This is a genomic window from Pantoea sp. GbtcB22 (genome assembly GCF_019091025.1).
Lineage (GTDB): Bacteria > Pseudomonadota > Gammaproteobacteria > Enterobacterales > Enterobacteriaceae > Pantoea > Pantoea leporis.
This window is the reverse complement of record NZ_JAGXKB010000003.1, coordinates 477,106-498,333: the sequence shown is the minus strand read 5'-3', so window position 1 is coordinate 498,333 and position 21,228 is coordinate 477,106. Positions and strand designations below refer to the sequence as shown.

Sequence of the window (21,228 nt, the reverse complement as noted above, 5' to 3'; positions counted from 1 at the left end):
TCGCCCCCAGGTGGAGATATTGCAATGTTAAGAATCGCTAAAGAAGCCCTCACATTTGACGACGTTCTGCTCGTTCCCGCTCACTCCACTGTCTTACCGAACACCGCTGATCTCAGCACTCAACTGACGAAAAACATCCGTCTGAACATCCCCATGCTCTCCGCTGCAATGGACACCGTGACCGAAGCCGGTCTGGCAATTGCGCTGGCGCAGGAAGGTGGTTTGGGCTTTATTCACAAAAACATGTCAATTGAGCGCCAGGCGGATGAAGTTCGTAAGGTGAAAAAACACGAAAGCGGCGTCGTTACCGATCCACAAACCGTGCTGCCAACCACCGCGCTGGCGGCGGTGAAAGAGCTGACCGAACGTAACGGCTTCGCCGGCTACCCGGTCGTGAACACCGACAACGAGCTGGTGGGCATCATCACGGGCCGTGACGTGCGTTTTGTTACCGACCTGACCTTACCAGTTTCCGCGGTGATGACCCCTAAAGAGCGCCTGGTAACGGTGAAAGAGGGTGAAGCACGCGAAGTTGTGCTGCACAAAATGCATGAAAAACGTGTTGAGAAAGCGCTGGTTGTTGATGACAGCTTCCACCTGCTGGGCATGATCACCGTTAAAGACTTCCAAAAAGCCGAACGTAAACCTAACGCGTGTAAAGATGCGGAAGGCCGTCTGCGCGTAGGCGCTGCTGTTGGTGCCGGTGCGGGCAATGAAGAGCGCGTTGATGCGCTGGTTGCTGCCGGTGTTGACGTGCTGCTGATTGACTCATCACACGGTCACTCTGAAGGCGTGCTGCAGCGTATTCGTGAAACCCGTGCAAAATACCCGAACCTGGAAATCATCGGCGGCAACGTTGCCACCGGCGCAGGCGCATTGGCGTTGGCGCAGGCCGGCGTGAGCGCGGTGAAAGTGGGGATCGGTCCTGGCTCAATCTGTACCACGCGTATCGTCACTGGTGTTGGCGTGCCACAGATCACCGCGGTTTCTGATGCGGTTGCCGCGCTGGAAGGCACCGGCATTCCGGTTATCGCTGATGGCGGCATCCGCTTCTCTGGCGACATCGCTAAAGCGATTGCAGCAGGCGCAGCGGCCGTCATGGTCGGTTCTATGCTGGCTGGTACCGAAGAGTCTCCGGGCGAAATCGAGCTGTATCAGGGCCGTTCGTTCAAGTCTTATCGCGGTATGGGTTCACTGGGCGCGATGTCTAAAGGCTCTTCAGATCGTTACTTCCAGAGCGATAACGCCGCTGACAAACTGGTACCGGAAGGTATCGAAGGCCGCGTGGCCTATAAAGGCCGCCTGAAAGAGATCGTGCACCAGCAAATGGGCGGCTTGCGCTCTTGCATGGGCCTGACGGGTTGCCAGACCATTGACGATCTGCGCACCAAAGCGGAGTTCGTGCGTATCAGCGGCGCGGGCATCAATGAAAGCCACGTGCATGACGTGACCATCACCAAAGAGTCACCAAACTACCGCATGGGTTCATAATCCCGTAAAATTTAGCGCCCGGCACCCGCCGGGCGCTTTTATTATTAAGTCCATCCCAATGGAAACGCCTCAATGACGACTGAAAATATTCATAAACATCGCATTTTGATCCTCGATTTTGGTTCTCAGTATACGCAGCTGGTTGCGCGCCGCGTGCGCGAGCTGGGTGTTTACTGCGAACTCTGGGCGTGGGATGTCACCGAAGAGCAAATTCGCCAGTTTAACCCGAACGGCATCATTCTCTCTGGCGGTCCGGAGAGCACCACCGAGCTGAACAGCCCGCGTGCGCCGGAATACGTGTTTAACGCGGGTGTGCCAGTGTTGGGCGTCTGCTACGGCATGCAGACCATGGCGATGCAGTTGGGCGGCAAGGTTGAAGGCTCTAACGAGCGCGAATTTGGTTATGCGCAGGTTGAAGTGCTGACTCAGAGCGCGCTGGTGCGTGACATCGAAGATGCGATTAGCGCAGCAGGTAAACCGCTGCTGGACGTTTGGATGAGCCACGGCGACAAAGTCACCGCCATCCCAGCCGGTTTCGAAACCGTTGCCAGCACCGAAACCTGTCCGTTTGCCATCATGGCTAACGAAGAGAAGAAATTCTACGGCGTGCAGTTCCACCCGGAAGTGACGCACACGCGTCAGGGCCTGCGCATGCTTGAGCGTTTCATTCGTGACATCTGCGGCTGTGAAGCGCTGTGGACGCCAGCCAAAATCATCGAAGATGCGGTTGAGCGTATTCGTCAGCAGGTTGGCGATGACAAAGTGATTCTCGGTCTGTCTGGCGGCGTGGACTCTTCTGTGACCGCGATGCTGCTGCATCGCGCCATCGGCGAGCGTCTGACCTGCGTGTTCGTGGATAACGGCCTGCTGCGTCTGAATGAAGCTGAGCAGGTGCTGGAAATGTTCGGTGACCACTTCGGTCTGAACATCGTGCACGTTGCGGCAGAAGCGCGCTTCCTTGATGCGCTGGCGGGCGAGAACGATCCCGAAGCCAAACGTAAAATCATCGGCCGCGTATTCGTAGAGGTGTTTGACGAGCAGGCGCTGCGTCTGGAAGACGTGAAGTGGCTGGCACAAGGCACCATCTATCCTGACGTGATCGAATCGGCGGCTTCTGCCACCGGTAAAGCGCACGTGATCAAATCGCACCACAACGTGGGCGGTTTGCCGAAAGAGATGAAGATGGGCCTGGTTGAGCCGCTGAAAGAGCTGTTCAAAGACGAAGTGCGTAAAATCGGTCTGGAACTCGGCCTGCCGTACGACATGCTGTATCGTCATCCGTTCCCAGGTCCAGGTTTGGGCGTGCGCGTGCTGGGCGAAGTGAAGAAAGAGTACTGCGACCTGCTGCGCCGTGCAGACGCTATCTTCATCGAAGAGCTGCATAAAGCTGACTTGTACAACAAAGTCAGCCAGGCGTTCACCGTGTTCCTGCCAGTACGTTCTGTTGGCGTGATGGGCGATGGTCGTAAATATGATTGGGTTGTTTCACTGCGTGCGGTGGAAACCATCGACTTCATGACAGCGCACTGGGCGCACCTGCCGTACGATTTCCTCGGCCGCGTCTCTAACCGCATCATCAACGAAGTTAACGGCATTTCCCGCGTGGTTTATGATATTTCAGGTAAACCACCTGCGACGATTGAGTGGGAATAAATCCTGCTTTGATTACTGCGTAAAAACGAAGCCCGCTTAATTGCGGGCTTTTTTTTCAAACCTTCTGATGGCAAATCATGCGGCTAAATGTATCGCATAGTTCGTGAATACAAACGCCCCCGTTTCGATGCAAGATAGCGAGTAATTTTTACTCATCAGGATGCCGTCGATGTTGCCTTTCAAAGCCGTACTGATCTCTTTTCTTTGCATCATCTTGCTTTCATTAGGCGCGAGCTTGGCGCAGGCAACGCGAAGCGGTGAGCTCACCTCTGAACGCGGTGGCTGGGCATCAGCAAGGCGCGATTCGGCCGGTATCGCACCGGATCCGCAGCGTTATGCGGCAGAAGCTATCGTGCAGGTTTATGCTGCGCCGACTTATGGCTGGAAGGGCGCGGTGGCGGTGCATCCGTGGATTATCTTCAAGCGCGCCGGTGAAACCCGCTATAACCGTTACGAAGTGATTAGCTGGGGCAGCGGCGATAAAGTGCGTCGTAACAGCAATCTTCCCGATGGTTATTGGTACGGTGCGAAGCCGCGTCTGCTGGTTGACCATCGCGGCAGTAGCGCAGAAGCGATGATTCCGCAGATCGAAGCGGCCATTAAATCCTATCCCTGGCCGACCACGTATCACGCCTGGCCGGGACCCAACAGCAATACTTTTATGGCGCATATCGGCCGCGAGGTTCCGGCATTGAAGCTCGACCTGCCGGCTAACGCGCTCGGCAAAGATTATCGCTCGCTGCTTAATCCGGTAGGTTTACCACCTTCAGGTCGCGGCGTGCAGCTTTCCCTGCTGGGCGTGTTGGGTGTGACGGTTGGCGCGGAAGAGGGGCTGGAAGTGAACTTGCTGGGATTAAACATGGGGCTGGATTTCACACCATTTAGGCTGCGTCTGCCGTTTATCGGCGGCATCGGTCAGAATAATGTGCAGCGAGACAATCCCTAAAAATGGCCCCGATTTGGGGCCATTTTTTTAACAGACGCCGAAATCGCCGTCTTCGTGATACAGATTCACGCTATCGGCTCTGACTTCAATTTCACGTTTGATGTGATCGTCAACGCGAGCGCACCACAGCATATCGCCTTCCACGCGCAGCACCTGCATCTTTGGGCCACCGGTCTTAGACTGCACAAAATCATCCACGTTAAACATGCTTCTTCTCCGTCAGGTCAGTGATAACAACAGAGTCTATATGCACTTCAGGCGCTGTGCGCTTGATTTTGTGCGCTGTCTTCCAGCACAAAACTGAATCAAAGCGCGTTGAGACCGTTCTGGTTATTTTCTGCAGCATTCGCCGCTGAAATAGTACCGAAACACTTCGCAGTTGTCAGTTGACAACTTATTGCGGTGAGCATAAGGTAGCCAGCGATGTCATACAGGAAGCGGCATCCGCATAAAGCGGTCGAAGGAGCTTTGCGATATGCAGAAGCGAGAGGTTGGAAGATTGCAGTTGGCGGTCACCATGCGTGGGGCAAGATGTACTGCCCAGATAATTCGACAGAGTGTCGATGTGGGGATTACTGCATTACCTGCATCTGGAGTACGCCAAAAAATCCCGAAACGCATGCCAAACTGTTACGGCGCGTGGTGGATAACTGCAGTGAAAGCCCTCAGCGGGTTAAGTGACGAGGAGTGAAACATGGAATTTGAGTTTACGCTGCGTTTTCAGCTCAATGATGAGAGCGACATCAATGAAGTGATCGAACGGCTCGGTTCGCAAGGCTGCACTGATGCGTTAATTGGCGCGGGTGTGGCGGGAAAATTAAGCATGACGTTCTGCCGCGAAGCCAGCACTGCACAGGACGCGGTGCGCAGCGCGTTGGAGGATGTTTTTGAGGCATTGCCAGATGCGGAACTGATTGAAGCCGCGCCAGATTTAGTCGGGCTGACGGATATCGCAGAGTTAATTGGTGTTTCGCGGCAGAACATGCGCAAGCTGATGCTCAGCCATAGCCCGCAGTTTCCGCGCCCGATTCATGATGGAAAAACAGCCATATGGCATTTAATCGATGTGCTGGAGTGGTTAAATCAGCGTGGTTCAACGCGGGTCAATCCAGCAATGAGTGAACTGGCGCGCGCAACGTTGCAACTCAATTTACAGCAGATGCTGCAACGTTACGCACACTGTTTAAAGCCTTAATGATGCAGCAAAAATATCGTCGCCAGACCAAGGAAGATAAAGAATCCGCCGGTATCGGTGATCGCGGTGATCAGCACGCTAGAGCCAACGGCGGGATCGCGTTTCATTTTGGTCATGATTAACGGAATCAGCACGCCCATCAGCGCGGCCAGCAGCAGGTTCAGCACCATCGCCAGCATCATCACGCCGCCGAGTTGCAGGTTGTCGTACATCAGCCAGGTGACGCCGCCCATAATGCCGCCCCAGAACAGGCCGTTAATCAATGCCACGCCGAGTTCACGCATGATCAGGAACGAGAAATTACCCGGTTCAACCTGATGCAGCGCCAGCGCACGCACAATCATGGTAATGGTTTGATTGCCGGTGTTGCCGCCGATGCCGGCGACGATTGGCATCAGCGCTGCCAGCGCAACCAGCTGCGATATGGTGGCTTCAAACAGGCCAATCACGCGCGAAGCGACAAATGCGGTACACAGGTTAACCGCCAGCCAGGCCCAGCGTTTGCCCACCGCTTTGCGCACCGGCGCAAACACGTCTTCGCCCTGGCTGATACCCCCCATTTTACGGATGTTGCTTTCGTTCTCTTCGTTCACCAAATCGACCACGTCTTCAATGGTGATACGGCCAATCAGTTTGCCTTGAGCATCGGTGACCGCAGCGGAGATCAGGTTATAACGTTCAAACGCGCTAGCAGCGTCTTCCGCTTTATCGTTGAGCTGAAACGTGGTGGGATGCGAATTCATCACTTCTGCGACCAGCATCTTCGGTTTGTTGAGCAGAATATCAGTGAGCGTTAACTCACCTACCAGTTGATTCTGTTCGTCGGTGATAAAGATCTTATCGGTGCCGTCAGGCATTTTTTTGCCTTTACGCAGATAGCGCTGCACCGTGGCTAAGGTCACGTCAGAGCGCACCGTCAGGATATTGAAATCCATGATCTGCCCGACGCGATCGCGATCCAGCTCGATCACGCTCATCAGTCGCGCGCGCAGGCTAGGTTCAAGGGTGGTGAGCAGACGTCCGGTTAAATCGCGCGGCAGGTAGCGCGCCAGATATACCTGATCGTCGATATCCAGCGGCTCGATGGCGTGCAGAATATCGCGATCAGACATTTCTTCCGTCAGGCTGGCCCAAACGGTTTCTGAAGCCTCAACCAGGACGTGACCGCGCTGTGCCGTCGGCACTAAACGCCACAGCGCCTGACGCTCTTCTTCCGGCAAGGCTTCGAGGATGTCGGCTAAATCCGCGGCGTGCAATTGCTGCAGCTCAAGCTCTAATTCATAACGCCAGTCGGTGATATCACGCAGTTCGGCGGCATTCAGATCGACGGATTTATCCAGCAGAACATCAACCAGATCGTGCTCGTTGAGCAGCAGGTTGAGAATGTGATGACGGGTTTCAGCTAATTTTTGTGAATGCGAAGCAGACATAACGCGTTCCTTGTGTCTGTAAAGTCAGCTCACAGTGTAGCGCGTTGCGGGTAACAGGACGTAAAAAGCAGCATTGTCTCAAAGGACAATGTTTAGCAGCGACAGCCGACCCGCAGATTATTTAGCGCGAATCACTGGTGCTCAGCGTGACCGGTTCAGGGATGGCTTTCTTTTGCTGATGATGCTCGATGGCACCGGGAATGATGAAAAGCAGGCGGCCGAACAAAATTAAGAAGCTGACCAGTAAAACAATGCGGGTCATGGTGCCAGTTTTGCGACGTCTTCGTGCAGAGATAGCGCTGTTCACGCGGGGTGGTTCCTGTAAATGCCCGATGGGCGGAGGCAATATTTAGTCACACTTAGATCGCTAAAGCAATCGCTGTGTGAAAAATGAGCAAAAAAGATTCAGCGCACTGATCGACATCAGACAATCTAACGGCCGCACAAAGCGGCCGTTAATTCAGTAACTGGCTTTCTGCGCCAGCAGCGTGGCAAAACGGGTTTTAATGCGGTTACCGTTTTCATCACGACGATGCAGTTCACCGACCTCTTCGTTGTATTTCACAATATGCCAGTTGCGGTAATAGTGGCTGAGTTCACCGGATTTAAACGCAAATGGGAAGTTTTGCGTATTGGGATAATCATCGGTATCCATCGCCGCCACAATCAGGTTGTAGCCATATTTACGCGTGCTGGCCTGCATATCGGCAATCAGCTGCGGAATGGTTGCCGGCTGCAGGAACATCATCACCACGGTCGACAGCACAAACTTATAGTCGCCGTTGAAGCGCACGCTATTGAGATCGCACAGCTCGGTGTGAATGTTCTGTAGATTCTCTTCCGCAATGATGCTGTTCAGGCGCTCCAGACTGGCGGGATTGCTGTCCCAGGCCGTCACGTCAAAGCCATGCTGATTGAGAAACAGACTATTGCGGCCCTGGCCGCAGCCCAAATCCAGTGCTTTCCCTACTTCAAGATGAGGCAGGGCCGCCAGCACTTCAGAATGGGTCGGCGTGAGGCCGTATTTTTCAGCGTAATAGTTATCGGGGCGTGTAGTCATAACCAGATTGCGGGCCAGCTGCCCGCATTACTCCTCTTCTTCCAGCATCAGTTTCCAGCCGGTGACATCATTCCAGTAAGCTTGCTCGCGTTCCAGATCCAGCTGCACCAGCGTATTCTGGCTCAGGAAGCCGGCAGGGAAGGTCAGCGTCCAGTGGCCGTCGTCGGTGCTGAGCTTGAGAGAATCCGGTTTGGTGGTCGCCTGGCGCTGATTATTCAGCAGCGTGCCAAGACGCAGCAGGAATACCATCGGCAGAAACTGTTTCTTTTTAAACAAGGTGAAACGCGGCATCTCATCCTGCTTCACCGCTTTGCGGTGATAACGTACCAGCGTGGCCAACAGCATCTGTTGATCCTGATTAAAGCCCGGCATGTTGGAGTTCTGCAGGATGTAAGCCGAATGGCGCTGCATGCCGCTGTGATTGATGGTCAATCCCACTTCATGCAGCAGCGCGGCCCATTTCAGCAGCGCCGACAGTTGTGGATTAGCTTGCTTTGGATTCTGCTCCTGCCATTGCAAATAGAGCTTCTCGGTGGTTTCCAGCACACGGCGCGCCTGATCGCTATCAATCGCATAGTGATTTGCCAGACTTTGCGCGGTGCGGCTGCGAATGTCCTGATGACGGAAACGGCCTTCCATCTCATACAGCACGCCTTCACGCAGTGCGCCGTCAGAGAGACGCAGCTCGCGAATCGCTAACGCATCAAACACGCCACACAAAATTGCCAAGCCCGGTACAAATACCGCCTTACGCTCTTCCGACAAGCCTGGCAGGCTCAGCGCATTAAACGACTTATGCTTCAGCACTTCGCTGGTCAGCAATTCCAGCGTTTCTGGCGTAATCAGCTTCTCTTTTTCGCCCATCGCTAGCAGCACTTCGCAGGCCGCTTTAATGGAGCCCGACGCGCCTAGCGCATATTGCCAGCCGTGCAAACGATATTGCCACGCCATGGTTTCCAGCTTTTGCGCAGCGGACAGGCGCGCACGGCGGAAGTTTTCTGGCGTGATTTCGCCTTTGGGGAAGAAGAGATTGGCGAAGCTGACGCAGCCCATGCGGCGGCTTTCAACCAGCTGCGGCTCAAAGTCTTCCCCAATCACCAGTTCGGTGGAGCCGCCGCCGATATCGATCACTAGCTTGCGGCCTTTTTCCGGCTGCGTGTGCTCCACGCCCATAAAAATCAGACGCGCTTCTTCGTTGCCGGAGATCACCTCGATCGGATAGGGAATCACCTCGGCCGCGCGCTGCAGAAACTCTTCCGCATTGCTGGCGATACGCAGCGTGTGCGTGCCGACGATCGTCACGTTGGCGGAACTGAAGCCCTGCAAACGTTCGGCGAACAACGCCAGACAGCTCAGCCCGCGCTCAATCGCTTCTTCGCTCAGGCGATTATGCGCATCCAGCCCATCGGCGAGATGCACGCGCTGTTTCAGGCGTCCCAGCACTTGCAAAGCGCCATCCACCACGCGGGCAATGACCATATGGAAGCTGTTCGAGCCGAGGTCGATTGCCGCGAATTCCTGAGGTTTCGGCGTACTTTTATGTGAGATTGGCATAGGCGTTATTCGGGTTGTTCCAGTTTCTTGATGTAGTCATAAATGGCCAGTTGCGAACGCACCTTTTTACGGTTGCCGCGCGGCACATAACGATTACTCAGCTCTTTATCGACGATGCGGGCTTTCACCGTATCACTAAACAGAATGGCGATGATGTCCAATATGCGCTGCTTTACGCGGGGATCAAGAATCGCCACGGCTACTTCAATGCGGTGGTCTATGTTACGCGTCATCCAGTCCGCGGAAGAGAGGAACACCTTTTTCTCGCCGCCGTTCTCAAAAATATAGACGCGGTCGTGTTCGAGATAGCGGTCAACGATGCTGGTAATGCGAATATTTTCACTGATGCCCGGTAAATCAGGAATCAGCGAACACATGCCGCGCACCAGCAGATTCACTTTCACGCCTGCCGACGAGGCGGCGTAAAGTCGATCAACTAAACCATTATCCACCAGGTTGTTGATCTTCAACGTAATGCCAGCAGGATTGCCTTGCTGCGCGTTGGCGATCTCGGCATCAATGAACTTATACAGCACGTCACGCGAGTTCTGCGGTGACACCAGCAAATGCTCGAAGGTGACCGGACGATACGGATTCTCAATGAAGTTGAACACGCGACGCACTTCATTGGTGATGCGCGCATCGGCGGTCAGCAATGAATAGTCAGTATAAATGCGCGCGGTTTTTTCGTTGAAGTTCCCGGTACCGATATGCGCATAACGCACCACTTCTTCGCCTTCACGGCGCGAAATCAGGAACAGCTTGGCGTGAATTTTCAGACCCGGCGCGGAGAAGATCACATGCACGCCCGCTTCGGTCAGGCGTTTCGCCCAGCGGATGTTGGCCTCTTCATCGAAGCGCGCCTGCAGTTCCACCACCACCGTGACTTTCTTACCGTTATAGGCGGCGTGAATCATCGCATCCATGATGCGCGAGTTTTTCGCTACGCGGTAAATATTGATCTTAATCGCCAGCACGTTCGGGTCGAACGAGGCCTGACGCAGCAGCTCCAGCACATGCTCAAAGGTGTGATACGGATAGTAGAGCAGCACATCGCGATTGCGGATGGCGTCGAAGCCGTTGCGGAAGCCGTCAAAGCCGATGTGGCGAATTTGCGGCAGCGGACGGTTTTCCAGATTGCTTTTACCAACGTTCGGGAAGCCGATGAAATCTTTGAAGTTATGGTAGCGGCCGCCGGGCACAATCGAATCGTAGTTCGAAATCGACAGCTTATGGCGCAGCATTTCCACCATCGCATCCGGCATATCGCGCTGATAAACGAAACGGACCGGCTCGGCATTGAGACGCTGCTTCAGGCTCGACGACATCAGCTCCAGCAGGCTCGATTCCATCTCTGTAACCAGATCGTATTCGGCGTCGCGCGTCATCTTCATCGAATAGGCGTTCAGCGTATCGTAATCGAAGAAGCCTTTGAAAATTTCATCGAGGCAATAGCGCAGGATGTTATCCAGCAGAATCATTGGCTTGCGCCGGCGTGGCGACTCAGCCGGCAAGTTAATAAAGCGCGGCACTTTATCAGACGGGATCTCCAGCAGCGCATAACGAATATCGTCGCCGCGAATGATCTCCACCGCCAGATAGGTGTAATCGTCTTTCAGGAATTCGATCAGATCGGTGTCATGGTTAATCAGAATCGGCGTGACGTGCTGGCGTAATTGATGTTTGAAGTAGTAGCGCAGCCACTCTTGCTGATTCGGTGACAGTTGACGTTCGTTAATCAGGAAGATCTGATTACGCGCCATTTCCAGCAGCAGATCGTTGTAGAGCGCATCAAACTCCTGATCCGATTTCTGCACCCGCAGCTGAATTTTCTTTAACAGATGCCGCAAAGAGGTCGGTTTGCCTTGCTCTTCGCTGATCAGAATTCGCCGCTTGAGATCGGCAAAGCGCACTTTATAGAACTCTTCGAGGTTATTGGAGTAAATCCCGAGGAAGCGCATGCGTTCAATCAGCGGATTACTTTTATCCGAGGCTTCCTGTAACACACGTTCATTGAAGCTTAACCAGCTTAATTCTTTTTCTATATACAGCTTATCCTGACCCATTCTGACTCCGAGATGCTGATGCTGGACGGAATGTCCGGCGGAAAAGACGCAAAAATGCGTTACCGCTCAGTGTCCGTCACCATTATGGCGAGAGTATGGCAGGCTTGTCCAACGTCAAAGGTTGTCTTATCAATCAGCTACGGGCAACATAGCGACTTGTTTCCACCGGTAACCTGGCCTGCATGAGCATAAATCGTATTCCCGTCCACTTTAGCGACCGTCGTCGACGCGCCACTGATAATTTAGTGCGCCGCGTCGTCACAGCTTGCGGCGTGGGAATTTTGCTGCTGATGTTACTGCTGTTCTTCTGGTTGATCTGGGTGGTGTTGCCGCTGTTTAGCGCGCCGGGAATGCATGCCACCACCAATATTCAGCTGTGGGACAAAGCCCCAATGCTGGCGATGGGCAGCGACGGCCATTTAGGCTGGCGCATCAGCCGCAACGAAGCGCGCTTTATTCCGCTTGATGGTCAACCTGCCGCTCCCGCACTGGCGCTGAATGGCAAACCCGATGCGGCGATCGCAAGCTTTGATAACCGCAGCGTGCTGCTCAATATGCAGGGCGAACTGCTGTTAATGCAACCGGTTATCCGCAACGGCAGCGGCGAATGGGGCTTCCCGCTCGGCGATCGTCCACTGCGCTTACCGCAAGGCCCGGTCAGTAACATGGCGTTGACGTCGCTCAACGACCATCAATGGTTGATCGCGGCGCAAACCGCAGCCGGCATCAGCCTGCTGACGCTGGAAAATCAGCAAAAAGTGAATCAGATCCTGTTGCCCCAGCAGCAGGCCGATCATCTGCTGCTGTCGCCGGATGGCACCTTGCTCTACGCCAGCAGCGGGCGCTTACTGCGCGTGTGGCAAATCACATCTGATGGCGCACAGTTACGTGAAACGCAAACCCTCAATCTGCCGCCGCAAAGCCTGCATATGCTGGCCGGTGGACGCACCTTGCTGATTCAGGATGCGCAGGGCGTGCAGCAATGGTTCGCTATCGCCAGTAATAATGGGCCGCGCTTACAACAGATTCACACCTTCAACGGCAGCCAGCAGGCGCGCGGAATAACGCCGGAGCCGCAGCGCCGCGTGTTTGCCACTTACGATGCGCAGGGCACGGTTCAGCTGTTCGCCAGCAAGCAGCAGGGCGCGATTTTAACGCGTCAGCTGGCACCGGGCATTCAGGCACTGGCCTTCGCGCCGCACGGGGATGCCTTGATCATTGAACGCGCCGGGGAGTGGCAACAGTTTGCGCTGGATAACCCGTGGCCGGACTTCACCTGGCGCAACCTGTGGCAAAAAATCTGGTACGAAAACTATCCGCAGGCCGATTGGGTATGGCAATCCACCGCGGCGGGTGACAGCTATCAAGCCAAGTTCAGCCTGATGCCGCTGGTACTGGGCACGCTAAAAGCCGCCAGTCTGGCGCTGCTGTTTGCCACGCCGCTGGCGCTGGCCGCCGCGATGTATACCGCCTGGTTTATGTCGCCGGGTTTACGTCGCTGGGTGAAACCGGCGATCGAAATGATGGGCGCGCTGCCCAGCGTGGTGATTGGTTTAATCGCTGGCGTGTGGCTGGCACCGCACATCAGCACCGCGCTGGTTGGCGTGCTATTACTGCCGCCGGTGTTGGCCGCGACCTTATTATTGTGCGGCGTGCTGAGTCCGCGTTTGCCGGCCAGCTGGCGACGTCCCGGTTTTGAAGTGATTCTGCTGCTGCCGCTACTGTTAGTGGTGACCTTGCTGACGCTGTGGCTGCCAACGCTGTTCTGGCCGGAGATTGGCGAGCGTTTAGCGCATTACGAACAGCGCAACTTATTAGTTGCTGCACTGGCGATGGGTTTTGCACTGGTGCCGCTGATTTTCACCTTATCGGAAGATGCGCTGTTCAGCGTGCCGGGCGCGCTGGGGCAGGGCTCGCTGGCGCTGGGCGCCACGCCGTGGCAAACCCTGACGCGTGTAGTGCTGCCGGGTGCCTCCGCGGGCATCTTCGCCGCCTTGATGATTGGCTTTGGCCGCGCCGTCGGCGAGACGATGATTGTGCTGATGGCCACTGGCAACACGCCGGTTAGCGAAGGCGGCTTATTTGCTGGCATGCGTGCGCTCTCCGCCAACATTGCCATTGAGATGCCCGAAGCCGCAGCGGGCAGCGCGCATTATCGCATTCTGTTCCTCAGTGCGTTGTTGCTGTTGATCTTCACCTTGGTGATCAACACCATCGCCGAGTTGATTCGTCAGCGCTTGCGCCAACGCTACAGCCAGCATGAGGGCCACGGATGACGGCAATGAAACAAAACGATCGCTGGCGCTGGCTCACCGCCGGCGCCGTCGCGGTTTGCCTGCTGACGTTTACCTTGCTGATTGGTTTGCTCGGCTGGCAGGGCGTGCGTGCCTTCTGGCCGCAGCCGGTCGATCAATATCAGTTCCAGCCGCCGCAAGGCAGCCCGGTGATGGTGCTGGGTGAAACCTTGCAAAAGCAGCAGCAGGGCGAACAGTGGCGCTATGTGGTGAAAACCGGCAACCGTGATTTTGCCGCGCCGGATTTCCGCGTGCTCTACAGTCAGGGCGAGGCGAAAACCCGTCGTCCTGCTGATGTGTTGGTGCTGCAGCGCCGCAACGGCGGCAACGCCTATGGTTGGCTGGTGGAGCTGCGCCAGGATAACGAAGTCATGACCGCCCAAAGCCGCGATGCCTTGCTGCATCAGCGTTTGCAGCAGGTACATGAGCAGCTGCGCCAGGCGAGTAACATCCGCCGCATTGAGATGGCGCGCCTTAATGCACAGCTGGAAAGCCTGCAGCAGCAGGCCGATGAGCAGCAGCGTAACGGCCGCTTCAGCCTGGAAGTGCAGTCTGAGTTTGATGCCAATCGCACGGCGTTACAGCGCCGCTTTAACGCGCTGGCGCAGCAGTTAACTCATCTGCAGCACGAAAGTCAGCGCGATACGCTGGTGCTGCGCGATGTGAACGGCGTGGATCACACCATCCCATTGGCGCAGGTGGTGGATGCGTGGTATCCGAATGCCATGACCTTAACCAACAAAACGCTGCACTTCTTCGGTCAGATTTGGCAATTCGTCAGCGATTCACCGACTTCCGGTGGCGGCGAGAGCGGGGCGTTTCCGGCGATTTTTGGCACCGTGCTAATGGTGCTGTTGATGTCGATCATCGTCATGCCGCTCGGCGTCATCGCGGCGGTATGGCTGCACGAATACGCCGGACGCAATGCGTTGACGCGGCTGGTGCGCATCGCGGTGGTAAATCTTGCGGGCGTGCCGTCAATTGTCTACGGCGTGTTTGGCCTCGGTTTCTTTGTCTGGCTGATTGGCGGCACCCTCGACCAGCTGTTTTTCTCCAGCGCCTTACCCAATCCTACTTTTGGTACGCCGGGCTTGCTGTGGGCCGCGCTGACGCTGGCGCTGCTGACGCTGCCGGTGGTGATCGTTGCCACCGAAGAGGGATTGTCGCGCATTCCGGATAATCTGCGTCAGGGATCGCTAGCGCTGGGCGCAACGCAGGCGGAAACGCTGTGGCGCGTGGTGCTGCCGCTGGCGGTACCGGCCATGCTCACCGGCTTGATTCTGGCGGTGGCGCGTGCGGCCGGAGAAACCGCGCCGCTGATGCTGGTGGGCGTGGTGAAGATGGTGCCTGAGCTGCCGGTTGATGCGGTGTTCCCTTATCTGCACCTCGATCGCAAATTCATGCACCTCGGTTTTCAGATCTACGATTTGGCGTTCCAGAGCCCCAACATCGATGCTGATCGACCGCTGGTTTACGCCACCGCTTTGCTGCTGGTGGTGATCATCCTGTCGCTCAATCTGCTGGCGATGGCGTTGCGCCATCGGCTGCGTGAGCGTTACCGGATTATGACGCACTAAAAAGGTTTCTGATGACGCCCGATTACGACATTGCCCTTAGCGTTAATCAGCTTTCGCTGTGGTATGGCGAACGCCAGGCGCTGAATAACATTGATCTGCAGATTCCGAAGAACCGCATCACGGCGTTGATTGGTCCTTCCGGCTGTGGCAAATCGACGCTGCTGCGCTGTTTCAATCGCATGAATGATGTGATCGATCGCTGCCGCATTGAAGGCGAGATTCTGCTCGGTGATTACGCGGTGATGCAGGCGAATCAGGATCTTCCCGCGCTGCGTCGCCGCATTGGCATGGTGTTCCAGCGGCCGAATCCGTTTCCTAAATCGATCTATGAAAACGTGGTTTACGGCCTGCGCTTGCAGGGCGTGCGCGATCGTCGCGTGCTGAATGAAGCCTGTGAGCGTGCGCTGCGCGCGGCGGCGTTGTGGGGCGAAGTGAAAGATCAGCTGGGGCAGAACGCGTTAACGCTCTCTAACGGCCAGCAGCAGCGTTTGGTGATTGCGCGCGCCATTGCCATCGAGCCGGAAGTGTTACTGCTGGATGAGCCCACTTCGGCACTTGATCCGATCTCAACGCTGGTGATCGAGGAGTTGATGACCACGCTGAAGCAGCATTTCACACTGGTGCTGGTGACGCACAATATGCAGCAGGCGGCACGCGTGTCGGATTACACCGCGTTTATGCACAACGGTCAGTTGGTAGAGTTTGACGAAACCGACAGAATCTTCACCTCACCGAAAGCGCGGCGAACCGAAGATTATATTACGGGAAGATTTGGTTAAAAAAGTCTGCGATTTGTAGCGGCGCAATTTATTGCGCAATGCCCGGATGGGCACGATGTTGCCATCGAAATGCGCGATAAATCGCGCCGCTTCGGAATATGCATAACATTCAATCGTGAGCATAGCCTTGCGTCGGTAATAACTGACCATCCAGCCATGCTTTACCTTCACGCATCTGCAAACGCCCATCAACAAACCAGCTGATCACCAGCGGATAGATCGCGTGTTCCTGATGCTGCACGCGCGCGCTGATCTCGTCTTCGCTGTCGCCAGCAAACACCGGCACACGCGCTTGCAAAATAATGGGTCCGCCATCCAGCTCGTCAGTGACAAAATGCACTGAGGTGCCATGCTCCTCGTCGCCGTTTTCCAGCGCCTGACGATGTGTGTGTAAGCCCGGATATTTCGGCAACAGCGACGGATGAATATTCACCAGACGATCGTGATAGTGCGCGACAAAAGCGCTGCTGAGGATGCGCATATAACCGGCCAGCACCACCAGATCTGGCGCGTAAGCATCAATCTCCTGCATCAGCTGGCGATCAAAGGCTTCGCGGTCGGCAAAATCACTGGCGGCTAACGCAAGTGACGGGACATTGGCTTCCCGCGCGCGCGTTAAACCAAACGCGCTGGCTTTATTACTGAAAACGGCAGCGACGCTGCCGTTTATACGCCCGCTTGCGCAGGCGTCGAGGATGGACTGAAGATTGCTTCCGTTGCCGGAGATCAGTACAACCAGTTTTTTCATGGATTGATAACCACACGCTCTTCGGAATCAGACGCTTTAATCACACCGATTTTCCACGCTTTTTCGCCCGCGTCGGTCATCAGCTGTACCGCTTTATCGGCCTCTGCCGGGCTCAGCGCAATCACCATGCCCACGCCGCAGTTAAAGGTGCGGTACATTTCGTGACGGCTAACGTTGCCCGCCTGCTGCAACCAGCTGAACACAGACGGCCACTGCCAGCTGCTCTCTTCCAGCACCGCCTGGGTGTTGTCTGGCAGCACGCGCGGGATGTTTTCCCAGAAGCCGCCGCCGGTCAGATGCGAAATCGCATGCACATCAACCTGTTCGATCAGGCTAAGGATGTTTTTCACATAGATGCGGGTTGGCGCCAGCAGGTGATCGGCCAGTGATTTGCCATCCAGCTGTTTGGTGGCCGGATCGGTCTGGCTGACTTCAAGAATCTTGCGCACCAGTGAATAACCGTTCGAGTGTGGGCCGCTGGAACCCAGCGCGATCAGCACGTCGCCGTCCTGCACTTTCGAACCGTCAATGATCTCTGATTTTTCCACCACGCCAACGCAGAAACCCGCCACGTCGTAATCTTCGCCGTGGTACATGCCCGGCATTTCAGCGGTTTCACCGCCGACCAGCGCACAACCCGACTGCAAGCAACCTTCGGCGATGCCGGTGATCACCGATGACGCGGTATCCACATCCAGCTTGCCGGTCGCGTAATAATCGAGGAAGAACAGCGGCTCAGCACCCTGAACAATCAGGTCGTTAACACACATCGCGACCAGATCAATGCCGATGCTGTCGTGGCGTTTGAGATCCATCGCCAGACGCAGCTTGGTGCCGACGCCATCGGTTCCGGAGACCAGCACCGGCTCGCGGTACTTCTGCGGCAGCGCACAGAGCGCGCCGAATCCGCCCAATCCACCCATGACTTCCGGGCGGCGGGTTTTTTTCACTACGCCTTTAATACGGTCAACCAGATCGTTACCAGCATCGATATCAACACCGGCGTCTTTGTAGCTGAGAGAGGTTTTGTCGGTCACTGCGGAATCCCCACGCGAGTTGCGGTTGGTGGCAAAAATTAAGCGCGGCAATTCTAACAGCGCAGGCAAACGTTTGCGAGTCCCATCTCATGCTGCCTTTGCATCGCCTCAGATTTTCGCCAATCCTTAGATGACGCAGGCTATTGACCGATGACAAGTGGCGCAGCAGCGAAAAGGCGGTATAATCCGGCGATTTTTTTTAGCTCAACTCAATTCCGGGAGAACAATCATGAAGATCGTGGAAGTCAAACACCCGCTGGTCAAACATAAACTGGGCCTGATGCGTGAGCATGATATCAGCACCAAGCGTTTCCGCGAGCTGGCCTCGGAAGTGGGCAGCTTGCTGACCTATGAAGCCACCGCCGATCTGGAAACCGAGCGCGTCACGATTGAAGGCTGGAACGGTCCGGTTGAAATCGATCAGATCAAAGGTAAAAAAATCACGGTGGTTCCGATTCTGCGTGCGGGTCTTGGCATGATGGAAGGCGTGCTTGAGCACGTTCCCAGCGCACGCATCAGCGTGGTTGGCGTGTATCGTGATGAAGAGACGCTGGAGCCGGTTCCTTATTTCCAGAAGCTGGTTTCGAACATCGAAGAGCGCCTGGCGCTGGTGGTCGACCCGATGCTGGCAACCGGCGGTTCGATGATCGCCACCATCGATCTGCTGAAAAAAGCCGGTTGTACCAGCATTAAAGTGCTGGTGCTGGTGGCCGCACCTGAAGGTATTGCCGCGCTGGAGAAAGCGCATCCGGATGTGGAGCTCTACACCGCATCTATCGATCAGGGATTGAACGAGAAGGGCTACATCATTCCTGGCTTGGGAGATGCAGGGGACAAGATTTTCGGAACCAAATAAAAGAAACCAGCCGGCCAGAGAGTCGGCTTTTTTTTGGCAAAAACACAACATTGTCATCCTCGAGTTATTCGAGCCAACGCAGCCATGGCTCGAAGAACGAAGAGGATAGGGGATAATAATGACTCGTCGTGCTATTGGTGTGGGCGAACGTCCGCCACTGTTGCAAACCATTCCACTCAGCTTACAGCATCTGTTCGCCATGTTCGGCGCAACCGTGCTGGTGCCGATTCTGTTCCACATCAACCCGGCCACGGTGTTGCTGTTTAACGGCGTCGGAACGCTGCTCTATCTGTTTATTTGTAAAGGCAAAATCCCGGCTTATCTCGGATCGAGCTTTGCCTTTATTTCGCCGGTGCTGCTGCTGTTGCCGCTGGGTTATGAAGTGGCGCTGGGCGGCTTTATTCTCTGCGGTTTGCTGTTCTGTATGGTGGCGCTAATCGTCAAGAAAGCCGGTACCGGCTGGCTGGACGTGATGTTCCCACCGGCAGCGATGGGCGCGATTGTCGCGGTTATCGGTCTGGAACTGGCGGGCGTGGCGGCGAATATGGCCGGCCTTATGCCTGCTGACGGCACATCGCCAGACAGCAAAACCGTGATCATCTCGATGGTGACGCTGGCGGTGACCGTGTTTGGTTCGGTGCTGTTCCGTGGTTTCCTCGCCATCATCCCGATTTTAGTCGGCGTGTTGGTCGGCTATGCGCTCTCTTACGCGATGGGGATTGTGGACTGGACCGCGGTGGAAAATGCGCCGTGGTTTGCGCTGCCAACCTTCTACACGCCGCGTTTTGAATGGGTGGCGATGCTGACCATTCTGCCAGCCGCACTGGTGGTGATTGCCGAGCACGTGGGTCACTTGGTGGTCACCGCGAATATCGTGAAGAAAGATCTGATCCGCGATCCGGGTCTGCACCGCTCGATGTTCGCTAACGGTTTATCCACCATGATCTCCGGTTTCTTCGGCTCCACGCCGAACACCACTTACGGCGAGAACATCGGTGTAATGGCGATTACCCGCGTGTACAGCACCTGGGTAATTGGCGGCGCGGCGATCTTTGCCATTCTGCTCTCGTGCGTCGGCAAGCTGGCGGCGGCGATTCAGGCGGTTCCTGTGCCGGTGATGGGCGGCGTATCGCTGTTGCTATACGGTGTGATTGGCGCGTCCGGTATTCGTGTGCTGATCGAGTCGAAAGTGGATTACAACAAAGCGCAGAACCTGATCCTGACCTCGGTGATCCTGATCATCGGCGTGAGCGGTGCCAAAGTGCACATCGGCGCGGCCGAGCTGAAAGGCATGGCGTTGGCGACTATTGTAGGCGTCAGCCTGGCGCTGATCTTCCGTTTAATCAGCGTATTGCGCCCGGAAGAGGTGGTGCTGGACGCTGAAGAGAAGCGCGAAAGTTAAGGCTGCAAGCCGGGCAGGGAAGCCCGGTTCATCTCCGGCAAAGATCGTGATAAACTTGCGCGGTTTTCTGCCCGCTCATCCGTTGAGGTACTTCTGAACACGCCGGCACAGCTCTCATTGCCACTCTATTTACCCGATGATGAAACCTTCGCCAGTTTCTGGCCGGGGGAAAACACGTCTCTGCTGGCGGCGCTGCAAGGCGCACTCTCTCAGCAACACGGTAGCTATCTCTATTTCTGGTCGCGCGAAGGCGGTGGCCGCAGTCATCTGCTGCATGCCGCCTGTGCGGAACTCTCGGCGCGCGGCGAAGCGGTGGGCTATGTGCCGCTGGATAAGCGCACCTGGTTTGTGCCGGAAGTCCTGGAAGGCATGGAGAATCTGGCGCTGGTGTGCATCGATAATATCGAGTGCATCGCGGGCGATCCGGAGTGGGAAATGGCGATCTTTGATCTCTACAATCGTATTCTGGAAATCGGTAAAACGCGTTTGCTGATTACCGGCGATCGACCGCCGCGCCAGCTCAATCTCGGCTTACCGGATCTGGCTTCACGTCTCGACTGGGGACAGATTTACCGTTTGCAGCCGCTCTCGGATGACGACAAATTACAGGCGATGCAGCTGCGTGCCGGATTGCGTGGTTTTGAGTTGCCGGAAGATGTCGGGCGCTTCCTGTTGAAACGCCTCGACCGTGAGATGCGCACGCTGTTTGATACCCTGGATCGTCTCGATCGCGCCTCCATCAGCGCCCAGCGCAAACTCACCATTCCTTTTGTTAAAGAAGCGCTGGAGCTTTAGATAATCTCCAGCACCGCTTCGGGTGGACGACCAATACGCGCCTGTTCGCCCTTGATCACAATCGGGCGTTCGATCAGTTTCGGATGATCCACCATCGCTTGCAGCAGATGAGCCTCGCTTAACGCGCTATCCGCTAAAGCCAACTCTTGATACAAGTCCTCTTTACGCCGCATCAGTTCGCGCGCGCTGTGCATGCCGAGCTGTTTCAACAGACGTTTTAGCGTAGTGACATCGGGCGGCGTCTCAAGATAAAGCACCACATCGGGCTCGATACCTCGCTCCTGCAACAGCGCCAGCGTTTCGCGGCTCTTGCTGCAGCGCGGGTTGTGATAAATGCTGACCATC

Annotated in this window: 20 protein-coding genes; 11 read left to right on the top strand and 9 right to left on the bottom strand. The window is 55.7% G+C overall.

All coding sequences use genetic code 11. The features are described from left to right. Window positions 1-24: 24 nt before the first annotated feature. From guaB to KVT28_RS13865, 3 genes are all read left to right on the top strand, one after another. Window positions 25-1,491, top strand: coding sequence for an IMP dehydrogenase (guaB, locus tag KVT28_RS13875; RefSeq protein ID WP_101763497.1), 1,467 nt, complete (start codon window positions 25-27; stop codon window positions 1,489-1,491). A gap of 72 nt (window positions 1,492-1,563) precedes the next feature. Next, window positions 1,564-3,144 carry a glutamine-hydrolyzing GMP synthase gene (gene guaA / locus KVT28_RS13870; protein WP_101763498.1) on the top strand — a complete coding sequence of 527 codons (1,581 nt, stop codon included), beginning with the start codon at window positions 1,564-1,566 and terminating at the stop codon, window positions 3,142-3,144. 169 nt (window positions 3,145-3,313) lie between these two features. Next, window positions 3,314-4,090 carry a DUF3750 domain-containing protein gene (locus KVT28_RS13865; protein ID WP_008108318.1) on the top strand — a complete coding sequence of 259 codons (777 nt, stop codon included), beginning with the start codon at window positions 3,314-3,316 and terminating at the stop codon, window positions 4,088-4,090. 27 nt (window positions 4,091-4,117) lie between these two features. On the opposite strand, the gene KVT28_RS13860 is transcribed toward KVT28_RS13865, so the two are convergent. After that, window positions 4,118-4,297 carry a DUF2158 domain-containing protein gene (locus tag KVT28_RS13860; protein WP_101763499.1) on the bottom strand — a complete coding sequence of 60 codons (180 nt, stop codon included), beginning with the start codon at window positions 4,295-4,297 and terminating at the stop codon, window positions 4,118-4,120. Between the two features lie 216 nt (window positions 4,298-4,513). On the opposite strand from KVT28_RS13860, the gene KVT28_RS27820 reads away from it, so the two are divergent. Then, window positions 4,514-4,771, top strand: coding sequence for a hypothetical protein (locus KVT28_RS27820; RefSeq protein ID WP_101763500.1), 258 nt, complete (start codon window positions 4,514-4,516; stop codon window positions 4,769-4,771). Window positions 4,772-4,784: 13 nt separating this feature from the next. After that, window positions 4,785-5,285 carry an AlpA family transcriptional regulator gene (locus KVT28_RS13855; protein ID WP_101763501.1) on the top strand — a complete coding sequence of 167 codons (501 nt, stop codon included), beginning with the start codon at window positions 4,785-4,787 and terminating at the stop codon, window positions 5,283-5,285. Here the strand turns inward: KVT28_RS13855 and mgtE are convergent. The 5 genes from mgtE to ppk1 all read right to left on the bottom strand — a co-directional run bounded on the left by mgtE (window position 5,282) and on the right by ppk1 (window position 11,395). Continuing rightward, entirely contained in the window at window positions 5,282-6,715 is a 1,434-nt protein-coding gene (gene mgtE, locus KVT28_RS13850) for a magnesium transporter (protein WP_101763502.1), read from the bottom strand. The genes KVT28_RS13855 and mgtE overlap by 4 nt on opposite strands. 121 nt (window positions 6,716-6,836) lie before the next feature. Beyond that, window positions 6,837-7,022 (bottom strand): YfgG family protein, encoded by a 186-nt coding sequence (locus tag KVT28_RS13845; RefSeq protein WP_101763503.1) that lies wholly within the window; start codon window positions 7,020-7,022, stop codon window positions 6,837-6,839. A 153-nt stretch (window positions 7,023-7,175) separates the two neighbouring features. Continuing rightward, the gene (gene tehB, locus KVT28_RS13840) at window positions 7,176-7,775 is read right to left on the bottom strand and encodes a tellurite resistance methyltransferase TehB (RefSeq protein WP_240632920.1); all 600 of its coding nucleotides are present in this window, start codon (window positions 7,773-7,775) and stop codon (window positions 7,176-7,178) included. A gap of 27 nt (window positions 7,776-7,802) precedes the next feature. Beyond that, window positions 7,803-9,329, bottom strand: a complete 1,527-nt coding sequence (gene ppx, locus KVT28_RS13835) for an exopolyphosphatase (RefSeq protein WP_101763505.1) — start codon at window positions 9,327-9,329, stop codon at window positions 7,803-7,805. Window positions 9,330-9,334: 5 nt separating this feature from the next. Beyond that, window positions 9,335-11,395: a polyphosphate kinase 1 gene (gene ppk1, locus KVT28_RS13830; protein WP_101763506.1), complete on the bottom strand. Its 2,061-nt coding sequence runs from the start codon at window positions 11,393-11,395 to the stop codon at window positions 9,335-9,337. 182 nt (window positions 11,396-11,577) lie between these two features. Here ppk1 and KVT28_RS13825 point away from each other — a divergent pair, with 182 nt between their 5' ends. The 3 genes from KVT28_RS13825 to pstB are packed head-to-tail and all read left to right on the top strand — an operon-like array spanning window position 11,578 to window position 16,045. Further along, complete coding sequence (locus KVT28_RS13825) at window positions 11,578-13,671, top strand: ABC transporter permease subunit (protein WP_217548972.1); 2,094 nt, start codon at window positions 11,578-11,580, stop codon at window positions 13,669-13,671. Next, entirely contained in the window at window positions 13,668-15,266 is a 1,599-nt protein-coding gene (gene pstA / locus KVT28_RS13820; protein WP_217548970.1) for a phosphate ABC transporter permease PstA, read from the top strand. Before KVT28_RS13825 ends, pstA begins: the two co-directional genes overlap by 4 nt. Before the next feature lie 11 nt (window positions 15,267-15,277). After that, a complete protein-coding gene (pstB, locus tag KVT28_RS13815; RefSeq protein ID WP_101763509.1) occupies window positions 15,278-16,045 on the top strand; it encodes a phosphate ABC transporter ATP-binding protein PstB in 768 nt (255 codons plus the stop codon). Window positions 16,046-16,154: 109 nt separating this feature from the next. Here the strand turns inward: pstB and purN are convergent, their stop codons facing one another. Continuing rightward, complete coding sequence (purN, locus tag KVT28_RS13810; protein WP_192411398.1) at window positions 16,155-16,793, bottom strand: phosphoribosylglycinamide formyltransferase; 639 nt, start codon at window positions 16,791-16,793, stop codon at window positions 16,155-16,157. Next, the gene (purM, locus tag KVT28_RS13805; protein ID WP_008108330.1) at window positions 16,790-17,830 is read right to left on the bottom strand and encodes a phosphoribosylformylglycinamidine cyclo-ligase; all 1,041 of its coding nucleotides are present in this window, start codon (window positions 17,828-17,830) and stop codon (window positions 16,790-16,792) included. The genes purN and purM overlap by 4 nt, the downstream gene beginning before the upstream one ends. Window positions 17,831-18,059: 229 nt before the next feature. On the opposite strand from purM, the gene upp reads away from it, so the two are divergent. From upp to hda, 3 genes are all read left to right on the top strand, one after another. Next, entirely contained in the window at window positions 18,060-18,686 is a 627-nt protein-coding gene (gene upp / locus KVT28_RS13800) for a uracil phosphoribosyltransferase (RefSeq protein WP_008108331.1), read from the top strand. 118 nt (window positions 18,687-18,804) lie between these two features. Next, window positions 18,805-20,088, top strand: coding sequence for a uracil permease (gene uraA / locus KVT28_RS13795; RefSeq protein ID WP_217548968.1), 1,284 nt, complete (start codon window positions 18,805-18,807; stop codon window positions 20,086-20,088). Window positions 20,089-20,181: 93 nt separating this feature from the next. Beyond that, window positions 20,182-20,883: a DnaA inactivator Hda gene (gene hda, locus KVT28_RS13790; RefSeq protein ID WP_036649513.1), complete on the top strand. Its 702-nt coding sequence runs from the start codon at window positions 20,182-20,184 to the stop codon at window positions 20,881-20,883. Here the strand turns inward: hda and arsC are convergent. Further along, window positions 20,880-21,227: an arsenate reductase (glutaredoxin) gene (gene arsC, locus KVT28_RS13785; RefSeq protein WP_217548966.1), complete on the bottom strand. Its 348-nt coding sequence runs from the start codon at window positions 21,225-21,227 to the stop codon at window positions 20,880-20,882. The genes hda and arsC overlap by 4 nt on opposite strands. Between the last annotated feature and the right edge of the window lies 1 nt (window position 21,228).

Coding starts and splice junctions, on each gene's coding strand:
- guaB (WP_101763497.1), top strand. CDS start 25: ATGTTAAGAATCGCTAAAGAAGCCCTCACATTTGACGACGTTCTGCTC.
- guaA (WP_101763498.1), top strand. CDS start 1,564: ATGACGACTGAAAATATTCATAAACATCGCATTTTGATCCTCGATTTT.
- KVT28_RS13865 (WP_008108318.1), top strand. CDS start 3,314: ATGTTGCCTTTCAAAGCCGTACTGATCTCTTTTCTTTGCATCATCTTG.
- KVT28_RS13860 (WP_101763499.1), bottom strand. CDS start 4,297: ATGTTTAACGTGGATGATTTTGTGCAGTCTAAGACCGGTGGCCCAAAG.
- KVT28_RS27820 (WP_101763500.1), top strand. CDS start 4,514: ATGTCATACAGGAAGCGGCATCCGCATAAAGCGGTCGAAGGAGCTTTG.
- KVT28_RS13855 (WP_101763501.1), top strand. CDS start 4,785: ATGGAATTTGAGTTTACGCTGCGTTTTCAGCTCAATGATGAGAGCGAC.
- mgtE (WP_101763502.1), bottom strand. CDS start 6,715: ATGTCTGCTTCGCATTCACAAAAATTAGCTGAAACCCGTCATCACATT.
- tehB (WP_240632920.1), bottom strand. CDS start 7,775: ATGACTACACGCCCCGATAACTATTACGCTGAAAAATACGGCCTCACG.
- ppx (WP_101763505.1), bottom strand. CDS start 9,329: ATGCCAATCTCACATAAAAGTACGCCGAAACCTCAGGAATTCGCGGCA.
- ppk1 (WP_101763506.1), bottom strand. CDS start 11,395: ATGGGTCAGGATAAGCTGTATATAGAAAAAGAATTAAGCTGGTTAAGC.
- KVT28_RS13825 (WP_217548972.1), top strand. CDS start 11,578: ATGAGCATAAATCGTATTCCCGTCCACTTTAGCGACCGTCGTCGACGC.
- pstA (WP_217548970.1), top strand. CDS start 13,668: ATGACGGCAATGAAACAAAACGATCGCTGGCGCTGGCTCACCGCCGGC.
- pstB (WP_101763509.1), top strand. CDS start 15,278: ATGACGCCCGATTACGACATTGCCCTTAGCGTTAATCAGCTTTCGCTG.
- purN (WP_192411398.1), bottom strand. CDS start 16,793: ATGAAAAAACTGGTTGTACTGATCTCCGGCAACGGAAGCAATCTTCAG.
- upp (WP_008108331.1), top strand. CDS start 18,060: ATGAAGATCGTGGAAGTCAAACACCCGCTGGTCAAACATAAACTGGGC.
- uraA (WP_217548968.1), top strand. CDS start 18,805: ATGACTCGTCGTGCTATTGGTGTGGGCGAACGTCCGCCACTGTTGCAA.
- arsC (WP_217548966.1), bottom strand. CDS start 21,227: ATGGTCAGCATTTATCACAACCCGCGCTGCAGCAAGAGCCGCGAAACG.